The sequence below is a fragment of the Acinetobacter sp. UBA6526 genome, from assembly GCF_002434875.1.
In the GTDB taxonomy this organism is placed as follows: Bacteria; Pseudomonadota; Gammaproteobacteria; order Pseudomonadales; family Moraxellaceae; genus Acinetobacter; species Acinetobacter venetianus.
The window spans coordinates 1-21,134 of the sequence record NZ_DJLC01000229.1; the positions used below are offsets into that span (position 1 = coordinate 1).

Sequence of the window (21,134 nt, forward strand, 5' to 3'; positions counted from 1 at the left end):
AGTCTTAAGCAAATATCGGTAACTGTCAGATCAGGTTTGAGCTAGTACACATTAAGCCTTTTCGATATAATAAAAAAGCGTACTGTAGTACGCTTTTTTTATGCAATTAACTTAAGTGAGCTGGCTGCTCATCCAGCACTTCTGCTTGCCATTGATTCATTTGTTTTTCCAACAAACCAAATAAAGCAGCCTGAATCATATGCTGAGCAACTGATGGAGTTTGATCTCCTAAGATTTCTTTAACTTCATCGCTAAACTGAATTTTCACCAATGGCTCTTTTTCAGAGTCAGCATTACGCAAAGCAAGCTCACCACCTTCGAGTTGAACAAGCTCCAAAACGGCTTCTTGATTACCAAACAATTCTTTTAACTGTTGCATTGACATATATTCTCTCCATGTTTCAACATGGTGGCAAAGCACGTTTGTACTTTGCGATCTCACGTCTTATTTATATGTGTACTGCTTGCTTAAATTTCAAGTCGTTGAATTGTTCAACTTAGAACTCGACCATTTCATTACGGAAACCATCAATCAGATGGCTCAATTCACGATGCCATTCACGTAGAATTTTGGCATCTGGCAACCACGCTTGTGGACTCTGAGTAACCTTAATAATGAGATTTGAAGAAGTTTCACTTTCTGGTTCAGGTGCAGTCGGCTCAGGTGCATATTGACACATACGATAAGCGCGTTTCAACTCTGCCACAAATCCATCTTTCGCTAACTGCTGTAAAACAACGATTTCAGGCGAAACCTGTCCTTTATCTGCCATATGCTCTTCAACCGATTTAAACGTCGGTTGTAAGTCATTTAAGCGGTAATAACGAACTAACTCCTGCAAGAACGCTAAGATTGCACCATGCAAATGAAATACAGCGGCTTCACGGTATGCTTGAGCCTGTTGAATATGCTCAGTCTGCTCGGCTTGTTGACATGCGAGTCGAGCAAAATAGAGTTTTTGATTGGTACGATCGGCATGGTAGCGAGCAACACGAGACATAACAAATCCCTTTTTTCATTTCATTTAAATCATGATTGATTGTAAAGCGAATTAACGATGAAACAAATAGTACTTAGAGCTTCAATTCAAGACGATAAAGTTTTCTTTTCGCTATGGTTTCGATTGGCTGTGAAAATGGTCGTACATTGCTGATCACCCAAGCAAAATATCCCACTGCCCAAGATGAAGCACATGCTGCATTCACTTCATCTTTTGTCCAAAGATGTACGGACTCAATATCCACCAAAGCAACAGCTCGACCGATTTCCTCTTCACCATCTGCGAGCAAGAAACTCTGATTTTCTACAATCACAAGATTTTTAAGCGGCAGATACTCAGGTTGCCATGAGCGAATTTCAAGCGTCTTTAAACCTTGTGCAATTCGCCCACCATTTGGCTCAACTATCGATAAAGCTTGATATTGCTTTAACATAAAAAATTAGGCTTTATCTTCCGCAATTTTTACACGGATACCAGCGCCTTTAACTTTCAAAGTATTTAAACCTTTTACAGCCTTAACCGCCTCACGCGGATTCGACATTTCAACAAAGCCAAAACCTTTAGACTTACCCGTATCAGCATCTTTTACGACAACGCAAGAATCAACTTTCCCATAGGTCTTAAATAAGTCGAGCACTTCTGCTTCGGTCACGCTACGATCTAAATTACGAACTAAAATTTTCATACTAAAACCTAAAAAGGATTCACGAACTCGTCAGTGAATCAACAACGATTGAATTGAGCTAGTTTAATCGAAATCTATCCCAAAACCTAAATTGATTGTCATCGAACGAGAACGATTGGCTTGTCCATAAGCTCGAGGAATATCTCGATGAATCTGAACATCAACCAAATGCTGAGGCAAATTATTTAAAAAATAACTTTCTATTTTTCGCCCTAACTCATCGTATTGATCCTGTGACCATAAATTCAGATTCTGCTTGGTCAAAATTAATTCATTTTCAGCGCGAGTTAATGCAACATAAAGGACGCGCCGCTCCTCCTCTACGTCATCAAAATCACCTTGCGCTCTGGCATGTGGGTACTGATTTGGAGAGACATGAGGAACATAGCAAACTTTCTGCTCCGCACCTTTGGCTGAATGAATGGTAATCAGTGTGACAAGGTCTTGATCAGGTGTTTTATCAATTTCCGAAATAGAAATTGGATCAAGTACATACTCTTCTAAAAATTCACCTAAAGCACTATGTTTACGCGCCAATTGTTTGACCAAGTCAAAGTCTTTAACACGACGAGACCAATCTTTGGTTTTATAATTATTTTCCAATTGCTCAGCCAATGCATCCAAGGCCAAGCCAATACAAGCTTCGACATGCTGTTGTAACACATTCAGTTGCATCAAGATCAAAATGGCTTGTTGTGGTACTTTGCCATGTCGTTCTAAACGCTGACAACGCGCCTCTATATCAGGTAGCTGAATTAATTCTTGTGCTAACTTACTTGCACCGACATCCCCCACCCCATCCCAAAGCGTGAGAAAACGCATCCAAGCCAAATCATCCTGTGGATTAACACTAACGCGTAATAAACTCAAAACATCTTTAACATGCGCCGACTCAAGTAGTTTCACACCACCAATGAAGCGATAGGGAATATTTGCTGCAATCAGCGCACCTTCCAAATATCGCCCACTAAAGCCTGAACGCAATAACACCATGTGTTCAGCCCAAGCTGCCCCTTGTAGGTGACGACGATTTAAATCTTGAATAATCCAATTTGCCTCTTCAAACTCATTACTCAAGATATGCAGTTGAGGTTTTAAGCCTTTGCCTCGATAGGCTTGTAAATGTTTGTCATAACCAATTTGGCTTTGATCAAGCAACCAATTGGATAAGTCTAAAATACCTTGAGTTGAGCGATAGTTCATTTCCAATGTAAGCACTTCGGCATCAGGAACACGCGCTTTGAAATGATGAATATTTTCAAAGTCAGCACCACGAAACCCATAGATTGACTGTGCATCATCACCTACACAAAACAATTTAACCTTCCCGACTAAAGGCTGTAACAATGCCCATTGCAACGGATTGGTATCCTGCATTTCATCGACTAAAAGTGCTGAACAGAAACCAGTGACCCATTTCACTAACTCAGGTGAATTTAGTAGGTGTACGGCAACGATCGCTAAGATATCATCATAATCTAGAAAATTACGCTCTTGCTTACGCTGCTCATAAGCTTTCATCAGTTCAGTAATTTGCACTTTATACTCTACTGCCTGTGGCAGTTGTTCAACTAAAGCATCCGAGAGTTTGGTTTTAGTGTTACGTGCATACGAATACAAATCACATAGCTCTGCTGCTTTAGGCAGCACATTACCTTTATCTTTACCACGTAATAATCGGAACATCAGCAATTGATCATCACGATCAATGATACTAAATTGTGTAAGACCAAAAGCGCGTGGATTACGACGTAGCAGATACATACAAAAAGTATGAAAAGTGGATGCACGTAAGCCCTTAGCCTGCTCACCCATATGTTGCTCAACACGCGTAATGATTTCACTCGCTGCGCGGCGGGTAAATGTCAGAATTTGAATCTGTTGCGCAGGTAGTCCCTGATCAATTAAATACGCTGCTCTTGCCACAATCGTTTTGGTTTTACCACAACCGGCTCCTGCTAAGACTAAGCAGTTTTGCGCAGTGGTTATTGCAGCCTGTTTCTGTTGTGGATTCAGTTCATCAATTAGCTTGGCAAGCGTCATAAAATCGATCAGTTATAAACGAAACGTTATTTTAACAGACTCAGGCACTCGATATGTTTCTGATGACTTAAAAACAAAAAGAGCATGTAAACACATGCTCTAAGATGACCTTGATATTTAAATAGTAGTAGAACTATGAGGAAGCTGCTTAATGGCACTAGCAAAGGTCAAATAATTAATCCCTTGGAATAAAATATCAATCGCAAGAAACATACCCAATACCCAAAAAGGTGAATCAGGCGATGACAGAATTAAAATACCTGTTAGTAGCGTCAAGATACCTGAAAATAACACCCACCCCCATCCAGAAATCGGTCTGAGAATAAAAGCATTAACAGTACGAATGATACCCGCGATAATCAAAGCAACTGCCAAAAAGCTGGTAAGTACGACCGCGGTAATCACAGGCGTAGTAAACGCAAAATAACCTGCCACGATGTATAAAACACCAAACAAGGCCCATAACCAACGTGTACCGCCTTTAAACACCATAAATGCAGCGACAAAATGTAAAATACCACCCAACATCATCAGTACACCGAATAAAAGTACTGCAGATAATGTTGCAAATGGCAGCGCCGCTAAAAGAACCAAACCAAAAACGACCAATAAGACACCTAATAACAGATACCACTTACGATCAGCATGTAGCTGATTACGAATGAGGTCATTACCCACAGTTTTCATCATTATTTACTCTTTTATCATCAATGTTATATTTATATATTGAGCGCCTTTTACGGTGAATTCTGTATAAGGCATGTTGAGAATTAATGACGGAATGTCAGAAAAATCTGTGTTTTATTTCAGTTTTTTTATTTTGTAGCAATCATTTTAAATAATATGGATAAGTCCAGATTTATCCACAGTTCATTTAATCCAGCCTACTTCTTGTGCAGTTATTACGCTGATCACGGTCTGCTCTAAGTTCTGCGGCATTTTGCTTTTTTGCGCCGATAAAGGAATACGTCCACCCATGATTTCAGCTTCAGTCTGCGGATACAAAGGCTGTTTATCCGCTTGAGCATAGCCAATTGGAAAAACAGGTTCACCCGTATTTAAATTATATTTATCCGTTGCGCCAAAACCATGTAGCAGCTCATGTACCAAAACGACGTTGTTCTGCTCGACTTGTTTCCGTGATGCGAACAAATTGACTGATCCAATTCGTCCTCTTTCTAATGCCGTAGAGTGTTTTAATTCCCTTGTTTGCTTCGGATCATAATAATTGAGATATAAGGTTAAACTCGGCGATCCATCAATAGATTGATGTTGCTTCCAAGCATAATAGCGAAACTTGAGACTCCATAAGATATTTTTCAAAATACTTGGTTGTTCGGACATTCGTGGGGGCACTGTGTGTAGCTCTCGCCCAATTTGAATCATGAAATAACTACTTTGCCCACGATACTGTCGACTATTTTCTTCTAAATATTGTTTTACATCAGCAAAATCAGCCGACTGTAGTTGTTGAATATATTGTTGTGTTGAAGCCAAACCATCTGCATTGATCGGGTGTAAAAGAATATTAATGGGTTGATTCCAGTTTTGATTTTGATCGCGATATGCATTTACTGCAACGATCAAAAGCACGACCAATAGACATGCTACTCGGATATTTTTCCACATTTTTCTAATTCCCCACCCAATACTTTATTTTTTAATTTGTTCTATAAAAAATGCTAGCAAGTTGCTAGCATTTTTTGAATATTTCTACTTTAAGCTTCTACCCATTTTCCATCTTGGAAAACTAAGCTCCACTTGGTTTGCTTACCTTCTGCTGTTTCAGAACCTACATATTGTGCTTGGTTCTTACGGCTAAATTTCACAACAGTCGCATTCCCTTCAGGATCAACATCAGGTGCTTGCAATAAGAACTGATATTTAGGATCAAGCTGATCTGCAACACTTCGCAGCTCCGCAACTTTTGGTGCGCGTGTCTCACGAATTTTCGGGAATTTACTTGCCGCCAAAAATAGACCCGCTGCGCCATCACGTAATACGAAGAAATCATCATGCTTGGTTGAGCGCAGGTGTTCCATTTTGATTGGGTCAACACGCGGCGGCGCAGGCTGACCATTTTTCAATACTTTACGTGTGTTATCACAGCTAGAACAAGCGAAGTATGGGCCAAAACGACCAGTTTTCAACTGCATCTCACCATCACATTTATCACATGGAATAGTTGGACCATCATAACCCTTGATTTTGAATTCGCCTTCTTCAAGCTCGTAACCATCACAATCAGGGTTATTACCACAGACATGAAGTTTACGACCACCATCAACCACATAGCTATCCATTGCCGTCCCACACTTAGGACAACGATGTTTAGACATTAAGTCTGCAGTTTCTGCACCATCATCATCTGATAATGCTGCTAAAGATTCTACAGGCGTTAAATTGAGCGTGCCTTTACAACGTTCTTTTGGTGGCAAGTTATAACCAGAACATCCTAAAAACACACCTGTCGTTCCTGTACGGACTTGCATTGGACGCGAACATTCAGGACATGGCACATCTGCAACTTCAATAGGCTGATTACGGCGCATACCGTTTTCACCCTGTGCATTGGTCAAACGCTTTTTAAAATCACCGTAGAATGTATCGAGTAACTCTTTCCAATTACGTTCACCTGTCGCAACGCGGTCTAACTGTCCTTCTAAATCTGCTGTAAAAGCATAATTCATCAGGTTGTTAAAACTTTCATCCAAACGATCAGTAACGATCTCACCCATCTTTTCTGCAAACAGACGACGGTTTTCAAGCTTCACATAACCCCGTTCTTGAATCGTCGAGATAATCGCAGCGTAAGTCGATGGACGACCAATGCCTTTTTTCTCTAACTCTTTAACCAAAGATGCTTCAGTAAAGCGTGCAGGTGGTTTAGTAAAATGTTGACTCGGATCAAGCTTCTCTAGCTTAAGCACTTCACCCACTTTTACCGCAGGCAATAAAATATCATCATCAGATTTATTGGCACCACGAACGCGGGTAAAGCCATCAAACACCAAAGTACGACCTTTGGCTTTCAACTCAACATTTGCCGCTTCAACCGTTAAAGTTGATGATAAATATTCAGCTGGTGTCATTTGACACGCAACGAATTGACGCCAAATCAAATCATATAAACGCTGAGCATCACGTTCTACGCCTGCAAGCTTGTCACCCGTCAAAACTACATCTGATGGACGGATTGCTTCGTGGGCTTCTTGTGCGCCTGCTTTATTGCCATAACGATTTGGTTTCGCTGGTAGGTATTTGTCACCAAAGCTTTGTTGAATATGATTACGTACCATATTCACAGCGTCATCACTCAAAAAGGTTGAGTCAGTACGCATATAAGTAATAAAACCGCCTTCATACAAGCGTTGCGCAAGCATCATAGTTTTCTTTACAGAGAAACCTAAGCGTGTACTGGCTGCTTGTTGTAAGGTTGAAGTGATATAAGGTGCGCTTGGGTTTACCTTAGTCGGTTTATCTTCGCGTAACGCAACTTTATATTCTGCGTCTTTTAATACATTGAGTAATGCATCAGTTTCAGCTTTATTTTTAAGCTTAAGCGTTTTACCTGCTTGTCGAACGGCTTCTAAACGAATGTCATCTTTTTTAGACAAGGTATCTGCAAAGACTTGCCAATATTCTTCTGGGATAAATGCACGAATTTCACGTTCACGCTCAACAACCAGTTTTACCGCAACAGATTGAACACGCCCTGCAGAAAGTCCACGCGCAATTTTTTCCCACAAAAGTGGTGACACCATAAAGCCAACAACACGGTCAAGGAATCGACGTGCTTGTTGTGCATTTACACGGTTTAAATCAAGACGTGTTGGCTGTTTAAACGCTTCTTGAATCGCATTTTTGGTAATTTCGTTAAATACAACACGATGGTAACGACTGTCATCACCGCCAATCACTTCACGCAAATGCCAAGCGATTGCTTCCCCTTCTCTATCCAAATCCGTTGCGAGATAGATGGCATCAGCATCTTTAGCGAGCTTTTTTAATTCAGCAACAACATTTTCTTTACCTGGAAGCACTTCATAATGTGCAATCCAATCATGTTCAGGATCAACACCCATACGGTTGATCAATGCACTTTGAGCTTTTTCAGCTTTTTGTTCTTCTGTCAGCTTGGTTCGTGTAGCTGGCTTCTTTTCTGTTGATTTTGCACCGCCACCTGTAGGTAAATCACGTACGTGACCGACCGATGACTTCACAACAAATTGTGAGCCTAAATATTTATTAATGGTTTTCGCTTTTGCAGGCGACTCCACAATCACTAAGGCACGTTTATTTGCAGCAGATGTTGAAGCTGCTGTGCTTTTTGAAGCAGAGCGTGGGGTATTCGCCATAATTAAAAAAAATTCCTATGATCAATCAAAGAATTAGCGCTTCGCTAATTCATGTAAATAAGCTTTCATATCTTCAAGCTGTGTCGCTCTCAGGTCTGTTTCTTCATCCCAATAAAGCCCGACACAGTTAGCCTGCATATCAATAGCATAAACTCCTGTTAATGCAATGGGTAAATCATTAAATTTCTGATCACCTTGCACCACTTCTAGCTTGCCATCAACTACTCTTGCTCGCATCAGCGCTAAGCGTGCATCTGGAATAAGCACACTATAATAAGCCACCATGCTGGCACGTTTTTCTGAAGCCATTGGAACTTTTGTCCATTCTGGAGCAACAATTAAACGTGGATGTAGTCCCATTTTTCGTGCTTGATCACGCATTAATCCAAGTGCTTTTTCTCTCGGACTTACACGCAAGCCAAAAATTGAACCCAGTACAAAAAGTACTATCGCAACCGTTATCCAAATTCCAATATTACTCATAATGTCGCCCAAAACATCCTTTTATTAGCGTTACATAAGTTGAATAAAAAAGGCAAGTTACAACCTAAAAATATTACTCAATTCATTTATAAACTAGAAATCGATCTATTTATATAAAATGATGCGGCATCATCTATAACTGCTTAGATTTATTTTATTCAATTGAAGCGATTTTACCGAACTGATCAATGTGGGTATCTCCCCAACTTTTTAAAGCCAATAAAATATGCTCTAAACTATGGCCAAAATCAGTTAAACAATATTCAACTTTAGGGGGAACCTGAGGATAGACCTCACGGTGAATAATGCCATCTTGCTCTAATTCACGAAGTTGATTGGTCAACATTCTCTGTGTAATAGAAGGAATACGTTTTCGAATTTCGTTAAACCGTAATGTACCTTCATTTAATAAATGCCAGAGAATAACGCATTTCCACTTTCCATCAATCAAGCTAATGGCAGCTTCAACAGAACAACCAGGTGAGCAATCAAAACTCGAATGTCGCACTTTTGCCATACAACAGTATCCTTTTTGACACTATGAGCGTTATTTGTATGTAGTCACACATTTCAAGCTTACGCTAAGCTTAAATTCCGAACAAGAGGAATCACCATCATGAAAGCTGTGGCATATCAAAAGGCAAGTCCTATCACGTCTAAAAATGCATTGATTGATATTGAAATTGATGCACCAACGGCACAAGGTCATGACTTACTCATCCGCGTTCAAGCAGTTTCTGTAAATCCAGTTGATACCAAAATTCGTCACAATGTAAATCCTGAACAAGATCAATGGAAAATTTTAGGGTGGGATGCTGTCGGTATCGTCGAAGCTATCGGCGAGGAGGTAACATTATTTAAAGTTGGCGATATTGTTTGGTATGCAGGCGCACTGAATCGTCAAGGCAGCAACAGCGAATTGCATTTAGTAGATGAGCGCATAGTGGGGCATAAACCAAAGTCGATCGATACTATTGAAGCCGCTGCCTTACCTCTGACGGCAATCACTGCATGGGAAATGTTGTTTGATCGTTTAAAAGTACCAACTTCATCACCTTTAAATACCACTATCTTGGTGATTGGAGGTGCTGGTGGTGTAGGCTCAATTACTATCCAACTGCTCAAGCAATTAACTAATTTAACAATTATCAGTACTGCCTCTCGTCCTGAAACAGCCGAATGGGTCAAACAGCTCGGTGCAGATTTTGTTTTAGACCATCGTCAACCCTTAGCAGAGCAAATAACCAAGCTCGGTCTAAATGCACCAACGTATGTATTTTCAACTACCCAAACCGATCAACATTTACCTGATATTGCACAACTGATCGCCCCTCAAGGGCATTTCGGCTTGATTGATGACCCTGAGCAATTAGACATTAAGCCCTTTAAATCAAAGTCAGTATCGATTCATTGGGAATTTATGTTCACACGCTCAATGTATCAAACTGAAGATATGATCAAACAAAGTGAGCTGCTTGATCAAATTTCAATGCTTGTAGATGCTGGTAAAATTAAAACAACAGTAACCCAAGTTTTATCTCCGATTAATGCAGAGAACCTCAAACAAGCACATCTACAAATCGAAAGTGGTTCAACGAAAGGTAAAATCGTAATGCATGGTTTTTAATATTAAACTGTCAAATAAAAGACAAAATATGGCAAGTTTCACGCTTGCCATATATTAATAATGCGGTGGTTTATTACTCATCGGATCAAAAGGTGCAATTCCTTCAGATAAATCGGATGCTTCAACACGTTGATACAAAATTTGCATTTGTTTTTTTAAATCAGCGATTTCTTTGGTCTGAATTGCCAATTGTTGATTTAACTGTTCAACTAAATCATCTAAAAATGCAATTCGGACTTGCAAATCTTCAATGGGTGCGGAAAATGACGCGTGATCATCAAAATTATGTTGTTTAGTCATTTCAGACCTCATCTGAACTTTTAGGAAACATTATGGCCTATATTACTTTAAGGGATGTCCATCTCGCATTTGGCGGACCTGCCCTACTCGACGGCGCGCACTTTAATCTAGAACGTGGCGAGCGAGTCTGTTTGATTGGCCGTAATGGTGAGGGTAAGTCTACTTTATTAAAACTGATTGAGGGAAGTTTATTGCCCGATACGGGTGAAGTTTCGATTCAAAATGGGTTAACTGTTTCTATGTTAGCCCAAGATGTGCCGATGGATTCAGGCAAAGTGGCTGATATTGTTGCTGATGGTGCAGGCGAAGCTGCAACAGTTCTCAAAGAATACCATGAAGCAAGTGATGCCTGCGTAATCGGCGATATGGAAGCCTGCGATCGTATGGGTATGTTGCAACATAAACTCGATCAGCTTGATGGTTGGGCACTTGAAAACAAAGTGAATACCATCTTAGGTAAAATGGGACTTGACCCAAATGCCGATTTGGCCGACCTTTCAGGTGGTCGTAAGCGCCGTGTACTACTTGCACGCGCCCTGTTGACTCAACCAGATGTCTTACTACTCGATGAGCCAACCAACCATTTAGACGTTGAAAGTATCGAATGGTTAGAGAAATTCTTACTCGATCAAAACAATCTCACATTACTATTCATTTCGCATGACCGTTCATTTGTTGACAGTATCGCAACACGTATTGTGGAGCTTGACCGAGGTATTTTGCGTGGTTACGAAGGTAACTATTCGCGCTATCTCGAACTTAAAGCACAACAAATGGAAGCAGAAGAAAAACAAAATGCTTTATTTGATAAAAAGCTAGCAGAAGAGGAAGCTTGGATTCGTCAAGGCATTAAAGCGCGCCGTACTCGTAATGAGGGACGTGTTCGCGCATTAAAAGACCTACGTGAACAATCTAAAGCACGTCGTTCGCAGCAAGGCAAAGTAACGATGGCGGCACAAGAAGCCAATCGTTCAGGAAAACTCGTTTTTGAAATCGAGCACTTAAGTATCAGCTATGATCATAAGCCATTGATTAAAGACTTCTCGGCAATCGTGTTGCGTGGCGATCGTATTGGCTTAGTTGGTGACAACGGTGTTGGTAAAACCACCTTGATCAAAGCAATCTTAGGTGAAATTGAGCACGGTGGATCAGTAAAAACAGGCACACAACTTGAAGTCGCCTATTTCGATCAATTACGTAATGCACTTGACCTTGAAAAAAGTGTCATGGCAAACGTTTCGGAAGGTTCTGATTACGTTGATGTGAATGGAAACCGCCGCCATATTTACAGTTATTTGCAAGACTTTCTATTCTCACCTGAGCGTGCGCGTACACCTGTTAAAGCACTTTCAGGTGGCGAACGAAATCGTATTTTATTGGCGAAACTGTTACTTAAACCATCAAACTTAATCGTGATGGATGAGCCAACCAATGATCTCGACATGGTGACTTTAGAGCTGCTTGAAGAATTACTTTCAGAATACAAAGGTACGCTATTACTGATCTCGCATGACCGTGCATTTATGGATAATGTCGTGACTTCAACATGGGTATTCGATGGTAAAGGCAACATTGACGAGTACATCGGTGGTTACCAAGATTACTTGGAGCAACGCCCAGATCAGAAAGTCGTAGATCAAAAAAGTGATGTAAAAAAAGCACAAGCCAAAGCTGAAGCTGCGGCAACAACAGCTGCACCGAAAAAAGTAAAACTCAGTTATAAGGATCAGCGTGAGCTCGAACAACTTCCAGCTGAGATTGAAAAACTAGAAACTGAACAAACTGAACTATCAGAAAAATTAGCAGATGGTTCATGGTTTGTTTCGGATGCCAATGCCGCAACTTCAGCAAGTCAACGTTTAGCAGAAATCGAAGAATTATTGCTAGAAAAATTAGAGCGTTGGGATGAGTTAGAAAACGCATCTAAAGGATAATTAAATCATCGGGCACCTATCATCGAGATAGGTGCTCGATTTAAATGACGACAATATCTTCTAATTTAAGCTCATCCTTGACTACTTGATAAATATTAAAATTCTCATCATCAAAACAGACAAATACAACCTCTTTTACACTTCGCCCATTTCTAAGCTCATCAGCAATGCTTGTAAATGCAATCTGTGCGGCAAGCTGTTTAGGAAAGTGATATATCCCTGTTGAGATATTTGGAAAAGCGATAGATTTAAGTTCCAAGCTTTCAGCCAATCTAAAACTATTCAGATAAGCATTTTCCAATAATAAAGCCTCATCGTGCTGTCCATCGCCCCAAGTGGGTCCAACGGTATGAATGACATATTTCGCACGCAAATTTCCCGCTGTCGTCATCACCGCTTCACCAACAGCACAACCACCCTGTTTTGCTCTTATTTTTTGACAATCTGCCAAAATCGCTGCGCCGCCTTTTCGGTGAATTGCACCATCTACACCACCTCCACCTAAGAGAGAAGTATTGGCTGCATTCACAATCGCATCCGTAGCAATTTGAGTAATATCACCTTTGATTATTTTTATCGTTTTCAAGATTTGCTCCCATTTTGTAGTCATTGATATATCGACAAAAAGCATGTGCTTTATCTTTTTAGATTTAAAAAGTGTAAGTACAACTTGATCTCAGATTCAATTTGCAAAAGATAAATCCTCACAGAGAGTTAGATTATTCAAAGCCAAGCGAACTTTGATTATCGCGTTGCAGAATAAAAAAATAGGGCTGAGCTTGCTGTTTTAGATCCATCCAGCCTAATACGGTATTCTCATCTATTTTTCGAAACACATCGTGAATGGGCTTTTCATCATAAATCATTGTTGCCGATATTGTCCCTCGAAACTCAGTCATCCTTAAACGTGCTTTACTGTCTTTGGTTTTTAATAGTTTCAAAGCACCAGCTAGATACTTACTGGCATATTATCAGGCTTACTTCATGCTACACTGCTGCAAAATTTAACATCATCCACGCATCTAAGTTTATGAGTCAAAAACAGCCTTATATTCCTGGCGAATTTCAATGGGAGTTTTTACTTCCTAAGTATTGGAAAATTTGGATCGCCATTACTGTTCTTATGTTATTGGCAATTTTGCCATGGGCTATTCAATGGCGCTTGGCACATGGTTTAGCAGCATTGTGTTGGCATTTACTTAAATCGCGCCGCAAAACGACACTACGAAATTTAGAGCTTTGCTTTCCTGAATGGTCAACTGCTGAAGTTGAAGCCCAAGCAAAGCAAGTCTTTGTCGATATGATGTTGGGTGTATTTGAAACCTTAAATGCTTGGTATTGTCCAAAATGGTTTAAAGGACGGCATAGCATTGAAGGTTTGGAACATATCACTCAAGCCAAAGCACAAGGCAAAGGCATATTACTGTTAGGGACACACAGTACGCTGCTCGATGCAGGGGGTTATATATGCGCACAATATTTTGACCCTGATGTGGTTTATCGTCCGCAAAATAATCCGACGTTGGATATGCTGATTTATCGTTGTCGTGCCACGATATACCAACAACAAATTGATCACGATGATATGCGTGGCTTAGTCCGTCGTTTAAAAGATGGTGGCGCGATTTGGTATAGTCCAGATCAAGACTTTGGTTTGAAACAAGGAGTGATGGCTCCATTTTTTGGTGTCCCTGCGGCAACCGTTACCGCACATCGCCGTTTATTAAAAATCTCAAAAGCCGTTGCGATCCCACTGTATTTTTATCGATATGGTGATATTCGCAATCCAAAATACAAAGTACTGATTGAGCCTATGGTTGAGAACATGCCAAGCGAAGATGAGGTTGAAGATGCCATTCGCGTCAATAAAATCATTGAAGCGCAGTTACGTATCGCACCAACACAATGGATGTGGTTTCACCGTCGTTTTAAAACGCGACCTGCAGGTTATGAAAAGATCTATTAAAAAATTAAAACCCGAGTTTCGCATCCTACGAAACTCGGGCAAATGAGGTTGTGCTTTCACATTTTTTATTATCTTGCGTCCATCGCATGCATCATATCCATAATGCTTTTCCATCTCAGCGCTAGCTATCCTTAGATCGGAATTCCATTCCTGCTTCCCTGTGCTGATGTATTTAGAATAAACCTTTTGGTCTTACTGGACTATTCGCTGTAGGACTAAATCCATGTACGATATTGCTTACATCAAGGCCGTTTAATCAACCAGCTTATTTATAAGGCTGTGCTAGCTCATCAACAACCATTTTTTCTTCCTTTTCGGCCTTTTCAATTCCCTCCTGAATCGCATCTTCGGCTTCTTCAGCGTCAGATGGTGTTTCGTCTAGTGATTGCTGTTGTTGTTCAAACACCTTACCTGTTTGCAGTACCACATAAATCGGAAAGTGATCTGAACCAATATGAGACAAGCGTTTCATTTCAACCAAACCAAAATCGGTACTATGAAAAATATGATCTAAAGACCATCTTAATAATGGATAGTCGGCATGAAAGGTATTCATAAAATACCGACCAACACGTGGGTCAAGTAAGCCGCTGATGCGTTGAAATAATCGCGTCGTCCTAGACCAAGCCACGTCATTCAAATCCCCCATCACGATACAACTTTCATCTAAATCTTTAATTTGATCCCCAACGATTAATAATTCAGCATCTCGCAAAGTTGAATCTTTCGCTTCAGTGGGACTCGGTGGTTTAGGATGTAAACAATAAAGTTGAACTTGTACACCTGAACGCAACTCTAAGCAGGCATGTATTGACGGAATTTCATCGCTTAAAATAAATTTAATTTCTGATTCCAACAAAGGAAGCCGACTATATAAATGCATTCCATATAAATTATTTAATGGGACTGCAACTTTATAGCGATACTCTTGTTCTATAGGCTGCAATGCTTTCTGCCACAATTCATCTGATTCAAGCGTTAATACAATATCTGGTTGTAACTGGTAAATATGCTGGAGCAGCAATTCATACTTGTCATTTGGTGTAAGCACATTCGCAACCAACAATGAAATCTGCTGTGATTCATTTAACTGCTGTCTAGCAACGTGTTTAACTTGTTTCTTCCAGATCGGCGTATAAGGCAAGACCATACTTAATTGGTAAGCAACAGCCGCAATTAACCCAACTAATAATAGCTCTCTGAATAATGTCCACTCGGACTTAATCAACAACAAGCCAAGTAATGTGACCAAACCCACTGCTAATATTTGTAATCTTGGAAAATCAGCTCCTCGAAACCACCATTCATCTCTAGGAATCAGTGACCATAAACTCAGCCAAATAACTACTACTGCACAAATCTCAATCCATATCATGTTAATTTTACTCTTGAGGATAGAGGGAATTTATTAATAAAGTTATGGCTTTATCAATTTTGTATCTAATACAAACAAGTTATTCCACTCAATTAAATTATCGTTTTATTTACGTAAAGCTTGCAGTTGTGGTCGCTTTTGATACACTCAAACCCCTTTAAAGTTTTTTACATACCGAGGCACAATGACATGAAAGTAGGTCTGGTCGGTTGGCGTGGGATGGTTGGTTCTGTCCTTATGCAACGTATGGTTGAAGAGAATGATTTTGCTCATATTGAGCCATTCTATTTTTCTACCAGTAATGCAGGTGGCGAAGCACCTTCATTTGGTGGTAAGACTGCCCCAGCACTTATGGATGCAACAGATATTAAAAGTCTGAAGCAAATGGATGTCATTTTAACCTGTCAAGGTGGCGATTACACATCTGAAGTTTTTCCAAAACTTAAAGCAGAAGGTTGGGATGGTTACTGGATCGATGCAGCATCTACATTACGTATGGATGATGAAGCAATTATCGTTCTTGACCCAGTCAACTTAAATGTCATCAAAGATGGTTTAGTGAATGGCACTAAAACTTTTGTTGGTGGTAACTGCACAGTTTCATTGATGCTGATGGGCTTAGGCTCTCTATTCCAAAACAATTTAGTGGAATGGGCAACCTCGATGACATATCAAGCAGCTTCTGGTGCAGGTGCGCAAAACATGCGTGAACTCATCACAGGTATGGGCTACTTGTACAACAATACTAAAGAATTACTAGATGATCCAAAGTCTGCAATTCTTGATATTGACCGTCAAATCGCAGATTTGCAACGCGGTGAAGGCTTCCCTAAAGCGAACTTTGGTGTACCACTCGCTGGCTCGTTGATTCCTTATATCGACAAGCAACTCGAAAGCGGTCAGTCTAAGGAAGAATGGAAAGGTCAAGTTGAAACCAATAAAATTTTGGGCAATCAACAGATCGTTCCTATTGATGGTCACTGTGTTCGAATCGGTGCAATGCGCTGTCACTCTCAAGCAATTACATTAAAATTGAAAAAAGATGTAGCACTTGATGAAATCGAAGACATGATTCGTAGCTCTAGCCAATGGGCTAAAGTTGTTCCAAATACACGTGAAGCATCGATGACTGATCTTACTCCAGTTGCCGTTACTGGCACTTTAACTGTACCTGTAGGGCGTCTGCGCAAGTTAAATATGGGTAAAGAATATTTAGGTGCATTCACAGTGGGTGACCAACTGCTTTGGGGCGCTGCAGAACCTTTACGCCGTATGCTACGCATTTTGGTTGAATACAAGAACGCGTAAGCAAAAAATGATAGAAATCAAAAGCCGATCACATTTGATCGGCTTTTTTATGTAATCAAACATGAAGAATTTACAATTCATTTACATCACGGTAATGTATACTTTTGAACTGACTATAACATCACTTTTTCATGGATCGAGATGACTGTTTATAACAAATTAAAAATTGCCATTTTAACCATATTATCTTCGCAACATCTTTATGCAATTACGCTCGATCCTTTACAAATCCAGTCTGCACCTGGCGAATTACTCTATGCTGAAATGAGTTTTCATCAGGCAGATCCAAATGCAAAATTAGAAGTCAGCCTAGCAACACCAGAAGACCTCGTTATGATAGGTGCAGCTCACCAGCCACCATCAGCACTGAATTTCTTTACCCGTCGAAATAACCGAGGCGAAGGTGTCATCGTCATTACCTCTTCTCGTCCTATGACAGATGCTGAACTCAATATTATTATTAAAATACAAGAAGATGGTGCATCACATTTAAAGCACATTAGACAACCAATTCGATCAAACATACAAAAAGTTCAAGCAGCGACAGTAAGTAATGAAAAAACGTTAACACCTAAGTTTATTGTGAGTGAAAAAGATATTGCTCTAGATTTACCTGAAAGTACTCGCTTTAACACAGCATCTATATCCAAAGAGCCAACTCTAAAACAAGAGAAACTTTTAAATGCTCCGTATGAACTCCCGCCAGCTTTAGATATTGCAACTGATAAAGTATCTGTTTCTGCAGCTATCTCAGTTGTACCATCTCAAGTAGAACAAAGTGTCAGCGCTCCTGTTGCAAACAACGATACACAGCCAATAACTGCTAAAACAGCAACAGCTGGACAAAATTCTACAATCCCAACAGCCAAAACAGAAATTAAAGAAACTGCTATTGTAAAAACACTCAGCACCACTCAACCTACGACCAATACAACTATAACTTCAACAATTAAACAAGAAAATCAACATGCAGTCGTTGCACAGACCGTAAATAAAAATCTTCGTGGTAAAGATCAAGATAATTCAGAAAAACTTATTGAAAATAAAGAAGATACTATTGCTGCATATCGCGCTAAAAATAAAGAGCAACCTGTTAAGCAAAAAGCACCTCAAAACACTACACCCTCAGTTTCAGGTGAAAATACTCAACAACAGCATGTCGTAGCACGTAATGAATCTTTGTGGAGTATCGCTCATCGTATTGCGAGTCAAACACATAAACCTGTGTCGCAAGTGATGAACCAAATTAAGGCACAGAATGAACATGCATTTATTGGTGGAAATGCAAACCGACTTAGACAAGGTTCTCAATTAAATTTCAATCTAGGTAATATCCCGAGTCGTCAAAATCAAAATGTGAATCAGATTGCAGCGCAAACACCTCAACCTGCATCTGGAAAAACAAAATATCGCCTACAACAAGCTGAGATGTCTCTTGTTGCTGAAAGCAATCAAGATTCAAGTACAGGAAGTGCGAAAAAAGACACATTACAGCAAAAAACCAGTACTGACTTATCATTAAAAGTTATGACAGCTCGGGAAAAAACCGTTACATTACAACGAAACGTAACACAGTTAGAGTTGGCACTACGTCAGAAGGAACAGCGAATTCAACTCCTAAATGCTCGACTTGCCGAGCTACAAGAACGGTTGAAAGCGCAGCAGGAAACTAAAAAGCCAACACACTGAATTACGAGAAGATTCTCATAAATTTGCAAAAGCGGCTCTATCTTTAAGGGGTATAGATCATGTCAACTATAATAATTGTACTACTCGTCATCGTATTGGTAGTCGCAATCGTTTTAAAAAAACGTGGTGACAATCAGAATGCAGCAGCACCTAAGAAAGGGACTGCTGGAAAAGCAACAAAAAAGGCAACTGCAAAAAAGACCTCGCGCACAACCTTAGCACGTGAAGAGCAAGAAGCCGCTCCACAAGTAACAACTGCTATATCTGACAGTTTACGTGAAAAAATTGAACAACAGATTCAAGAACGAAACTTTCAAGCTGCAGAGGCTCAAATTAACCAAGCGTTAAAACAAGATAACTCTCAACATGAATTATATTTATTTCTTTTAGATATCCATCTAGCCCAAAAAGATGATTTTGCAATTGATCAATTAATCAAGCATGTCCATGCTTTAAAGCTTGAAGATATTGCTCATGCAGCTGAAGCTAAAAAAAGTGAATACGAAAAAAATAAACAACCAGACTCAAATGATTTTCATTCGAACAGCAGCAACCTTAATCAACGTCCAACAACGACGGAAGCAACTGCTCCGCAAAATAATACAGCAGACTTTGATGCCTTAGTTCAAGCTCCATCAAATCAATCTTTTGATGACTTACAAACTGAATACGTCGCGCCAGTCGAAGAAGGAAAACCTGCTGAACCTACACCAGAGGTTCAACCTTTAGACTTTAATTTCTCTTTTGAACAGAAAGAAACGCAAGTTCCTGAGGCATCTCCTACCCCTGTAGAATCTGAAACTACAGAAATTAAAGAACAAACCCCTCTTGAATTTTCTTTCAGTCTAGAGCCAAATACAGCCACTCCAGAAGAAACCATAGTTGAAGAAGAAGCTAAGACTGAATCAGATTTCAACTTTTCTTTAGAAACCGTAGCTGAGCCAGCAGAAGCATCTAAAGTAGACGAAGCTCCTAGTCTAGACTTTAGTTTTGAACCAACGACTCAAACACCAGTAGACCAACCAGAAACCATTGCAGAGAAAACAGAATTTTCGTTTGACCTTGCTGAACCAACACCAGTTGCTACGGAACAGACTACAGAGCTCACAACATCAGAACCCGCAACACAAGTCTCGTCTATTATTAGTAACGATCCGCTTGTCCAGTCATTCCCTGATTTGCAACAACTGAATGAAGCTCAACTTAATTTAGATTTAGCTGAGCAATATATCGAGTTAGGTGCTTACGAATCTGCTCGTACTTTATTACAAAACAGTCAGTCTATTTTTGATGCTGATCAACAACAAAGCTCAGAAAAGTTACTGAATAAAATAGCTTCCTGAATTTGATCAGTCTAATATAAGCAGTCTCTAAGACTGCTTTTTTTATGATGAAAAAAATCGCTTTAATCTACATGGGTGGAACTTTTGGCTGTGTTGGCGAACCACTCATGCCAATGCCTGAACAGCATTTTTTACCTTTACTCGAAAAGGTTATTCCGCCACATTTAAATGTAGACTGCTTTGCAGCACCAAGTATCAAAGATAGTAGTGCATGTACAGCTGTAGATTGGCTTCCTCTCATACAACAAATACAACAACTGCAATTGCAGGATTATCAACATTTTGTGATTATTCACGGTACAGATACGCTCAGTTATGCAGCAGCCACCCTTGCGCGCTTCTTAGGTCAATCTTGCCATGCCATCATCACAGGTAGCCAATATCCTCTACTTAATATCGATGGTAACGACACCAGAGAGTTCACTGATGCAACTAGCAACCTATATTTAGCATTAGAACAGGTGCAAGTACTTCCAGCAGGAGTATATCTTGGATTCAATAACCAAGTTTTCCATGCTCAAACCACGCTTAAAGTTCATACTACCGATTTAAATGCCTTTGCTGGAGTTGATGCAAACCTAGATTGTAAGACTGCGACCGAAACGCTCGTTGTACAGAATGAACATATTGAAAAAGCCGCTCATTTAAGTGTATTCAATCTAATGCTTCAACCGATTGGGCAACCCCAATTAGAACAACAACTTGAAAATATCTTATCCAATCCTCCTCACTTTTTAATCTTACAAGGATTTGGTACAGGCAATATTGCAATCAATGATCAACTCATTACATTATTCGAGGCTCTATTTAGCAAAGGATGTATTTGTATCATTAGTTCTCAAGTGACTTTTGGACAATTAGATCAACGTTATGCGATTAGTTCTTGGATAAATACAGCGAAAGTTTTGGTCAATGATTGTCTAAGCCATGCTGATTTATATGCAAAAGCGCTGCAAATGTATTTAAAATACCCATCCCCTGATCAACGTTTTGATCAATGGAATCAGCATTCATCTTGAGGT

Annotated in this window: 20 protein-coding genes and 1 pseudogene; 7 read left to right on the forward strand and 14 right to left on the reverse strand. The window is 39.9% G+C overall.

Going from position 1 to position 21,134, the window contains the following annotated elements:
- Positions 1-106: 106 nt before the first annotated feature.
- From B4237_RS15390 to B4237_RS15435, 10 genes are all read right to left on the reverse strand, one after another.
- Positions 107-385 (reverse strand): hypothetical protein, encoded by a 279-nt coding sequence (locus tag B4237_RS15390; RefSeq protein WP_004876712.1) that lies wholly within the window; start codon positions 383-385, stop codon positions 107-109.
- Positions 386-497: 112 nt separating this feature from the next.
- Positions 498-1,001, reverse strand: coding sequence for a DUF6586 family protein (locus B4237_RS15395; RefSeq protein ID WP_004876710.1), 504 nt, complete (start codon positions 999-1,001; stop codon positions 498-500).
- Positions 1,002-1,074: 73 nt separating this feature from the next.
- Positions 1,075-1,434 carry an ASCH domain-containing protein gene (locus B4237_RS15400; RefSeq protein WP_278595914.1) on the reverse strand — a complete coding sequence of 120 codons (360 nt, stop codon included), beginning with the start codon at positions 1,432-1,434 and terminating at the stop codon, positions 1,075-1,077.
- A gap of 6 nt (positions 1,435-1,440) precedes the next feature.
- A complete protein-coding gene (locus B4237_RS15405) occupies positions 1,441-1,686 on the reverse strand; it encodes an RNA recognition motif domain-containing protein (RefSeq protein WP_004876705.1) in 246 nt (81 codons plus the stop codon).
- A 63-nt stretch (positions 1,687-1,749) separates the two neighbouring features.
- The gene (locus B4237_RS15410; RefSeq protein ID WP_278595915.1) at positions 1,750-3,729 is read right to left on the reverse strand and encodes an ATP-dependent helicase; all 1,980 of its coding nucleotides are present in this window, start codon (positions 3,727-3,729) and stop codon (positions 1,750-1,752) included.
- 117 nt (positions 3,730-3,846) lie between these two features.
- Complete coding sequence (locus B4237_RS15415; protein WP_007478960.1) at positions 3,847-4,419, reverse strand: HdeD family acid-resistance protein; 573 nt, start codon at positions 4,417-4,419, stop codon at positions 3,847-3,849.
- A gap of 180 nt (positions 4,420-4,599) precedes the next feature.
- Positions 4,600-5,358, reverse strand: a complete 759-nt coding sequence (locus B4237_RS15420) for a hypothetical protein (protein WP_278595916.1) — start codon at positions 5,356-5,358, stop codon at positions 4,600-4,602.
- Between the two features lie 89 nt (positions 5,359-5,447).
- Positions 5,448-8,087: a type I DNA topoisomerase gene (topA, locus tag B4237_RS15425; RefSeq protein ID WP_286943852.1), complete on the reverse strand. Its 2,640-nt coding sequence runs from the start codon at positions 8,085-8,087 to the stop codon at positions 5,448-5,450.
- Positions 8,088-8,120: 33 nt separating this feature from the next.
- The gene (locus B4237_RS15430) at positions 8,121-8,570 is read right to left on the reverse strand and encodes a hypothetical protein (protein WP_061397881.1); all 450 of its coding nucleotides are present in this window, start codon (positions 8,568-8,570) and stop codon (positions 8,121-8,123) included.
- A 154-nt stretch (positions 8,571-8,724) separates the two neighbouring features.
- The gene (locus B4237_RS15435; RefSeq protein ID WP_278595917.1) at positions 8,725-9,087 is read right to left on the reverse strand and encodes a winged helix-turn-helix transcriptional regulator; all 363 of its coding nucleotides are present in this window, start codon (positions 9,085-9,087) and stop codon (positions 8,725-8,727) included.
- Between the two features lie 99 nt (positions 9,088-9,186).
- Between B4237_RS15435 and B4237_RS15440 the strand changes: the two genes are divergently transcribed.
- Complete coding sequence (locus tag B4237_RS15440; protein WP_278595918.1) at positions 9,187-10,197, forward strand: zinc-binding alcohol dehydrogenase family protein; 1,011 nt, start codon at positions 9,187-9,189, stop codon at positions 10,195-10,197.
- Positions 10,198-10,251: 54 nt separating this feature from the next.
- Here B4237_RS15440 and B4237_RS15445 read toward each other — a convergent pair whose 3' ends face one another.
- Positions 10,252-10,497 carry a SlyX family protein gene (locus B4237_RS15445; RefSeq protein ID WP_007478968.1) on the reverse strand — a complete coding sequence of 82 codons (246 nt, stop codon included), beginning with the start codon at positions 10,495-10,497 and terminating at the stop codon, positions 10,252-10,254.
- A 32-nt stretch (positions 10,498-10,529) separates the two neighbouring features.
- On the opposite strand from B4237_RS15445, the gene B4237_RS15450 reads away from it, so the two are divergent.
- Entirely contained in the window at positions 10,530-12,431 is a 1,902-nt protein-coding gene (locus tag B4237_RS15450; RefSeq protein WP_278595919.1) for an ATP-binding cassette domain-containing protein, read from the forward strand.
- Between the two features lie 40 nt (positions 12,432-12,471).
- Here the strand turns inward: B4237_RS15450 and B4237_RS15455 are convergent, their stop codons facing one another.
- Positions 12,472-13,017: an O-acetyl-ADP-ribose deacetylase gene (locus B4237_RS15455; protein ID WP_278595988.1), complete on the reverse strand. Its 546-nt coding sequence runs from the start codon at positions 13,015-13,017 to the stop codon at positions 12,472-12,474.
- A 133-nt stretch (positions 13,018-13,150) separates the two neighbouring features.
- Positions 13,151-13,393, reverse strand: a pseudogene (locus B4237_RS15460) (DUF4334 domain-containing protein); the annotation flags it as partial.
- A gap of 68 nt (positions 13,394-13,461) precedes the next feature.
- Between B4237_RS15460 and B4237_RS15465 the strand changes: the two are divergent.
- On the forward strand, positions 13,462-14,397 hold the full coding sequence (locus tag B4237_RS15465) for a lauroyl acyltransferase (protein ID WP_278595920.1): 936 nt from the start codon (positions 13,462-13,464) through the stop codon (positions 14,395-14,397).
- A 265-nt stretch (positions 14,398-14,662) separates the two neighbouring features.
- Here the strand turns inward: B4237_RS15465 and B4237_RS15470 are convergent, their stop codons facing one another.
- Complete coding sequence (locus B4237_RS15470) at positions 14,663-15,772, reverse strand: endonuclease/exonuclease/phosphatase family protein (protein WP_286943856.1); 1,110 nt, start codon at positions 15,770-15,772, stop codon at positions 14,663-14,665.
- 189 nt (positions 15,773-15,961) lie between these two features.
- Here B4237_RS15470 and asd point away from each other — a divergent pair, with 189 nt between their 5' ends.
- From asd to B4237_RS15490, 4 genes are all read left to right on the forward strand, one after another.
- Positions 15,962-17,080, forward strand: a complete 1,119-nt coding sequence (gene asd, locus B4237_RS15475) for an aspartate-semialdehyde dehydrogenase (protein ID WP_004876674.1) — start codon at positions 15,962-15,964, stop codon at positions 17,078-17,080.
- A gap of 141 nt (positions 17,081-17,221) precedes the next feature.
- Positions 17,222-18,769 carry a type IV pilus assembly protein FimV gene (locus B4237_RS15480; RefSeq protein ID WP_278595922.1) on the forward strand — a complete coding sequence of 516 codons (1,548 nt, stop codon included), beginning with the start codon at positions 17,222-17,224 and terminating at the stop codon, positions 18,767-18,769.
- Positions 18,770-18,828: 59 nt separating this feature from the next.
- Entirely contained in the window at positions 18,829-20,112 is a 1,284-nt protein-coding gene (locus tag B4237_RS15485; RefSeq protein ID WP_278595923.1) for a FimV domain-containing protein, read from the forward strand.
- 47 nt (positions 20,113-20,159) lie between these two features.
- Positions 20,160-21,131: an asparaginase domain-containing protein gene (locus B4237_RS15490; RefSeq protein WP_278595989.1), complete on the forward strand. Its 972-nt coding sequence runs from the start codon at positions 20,160-20,162 to the stop codon at positions 21,129-21,131.
- Positions 21,132-21,134: the final 3 nt, after the last annotated feature.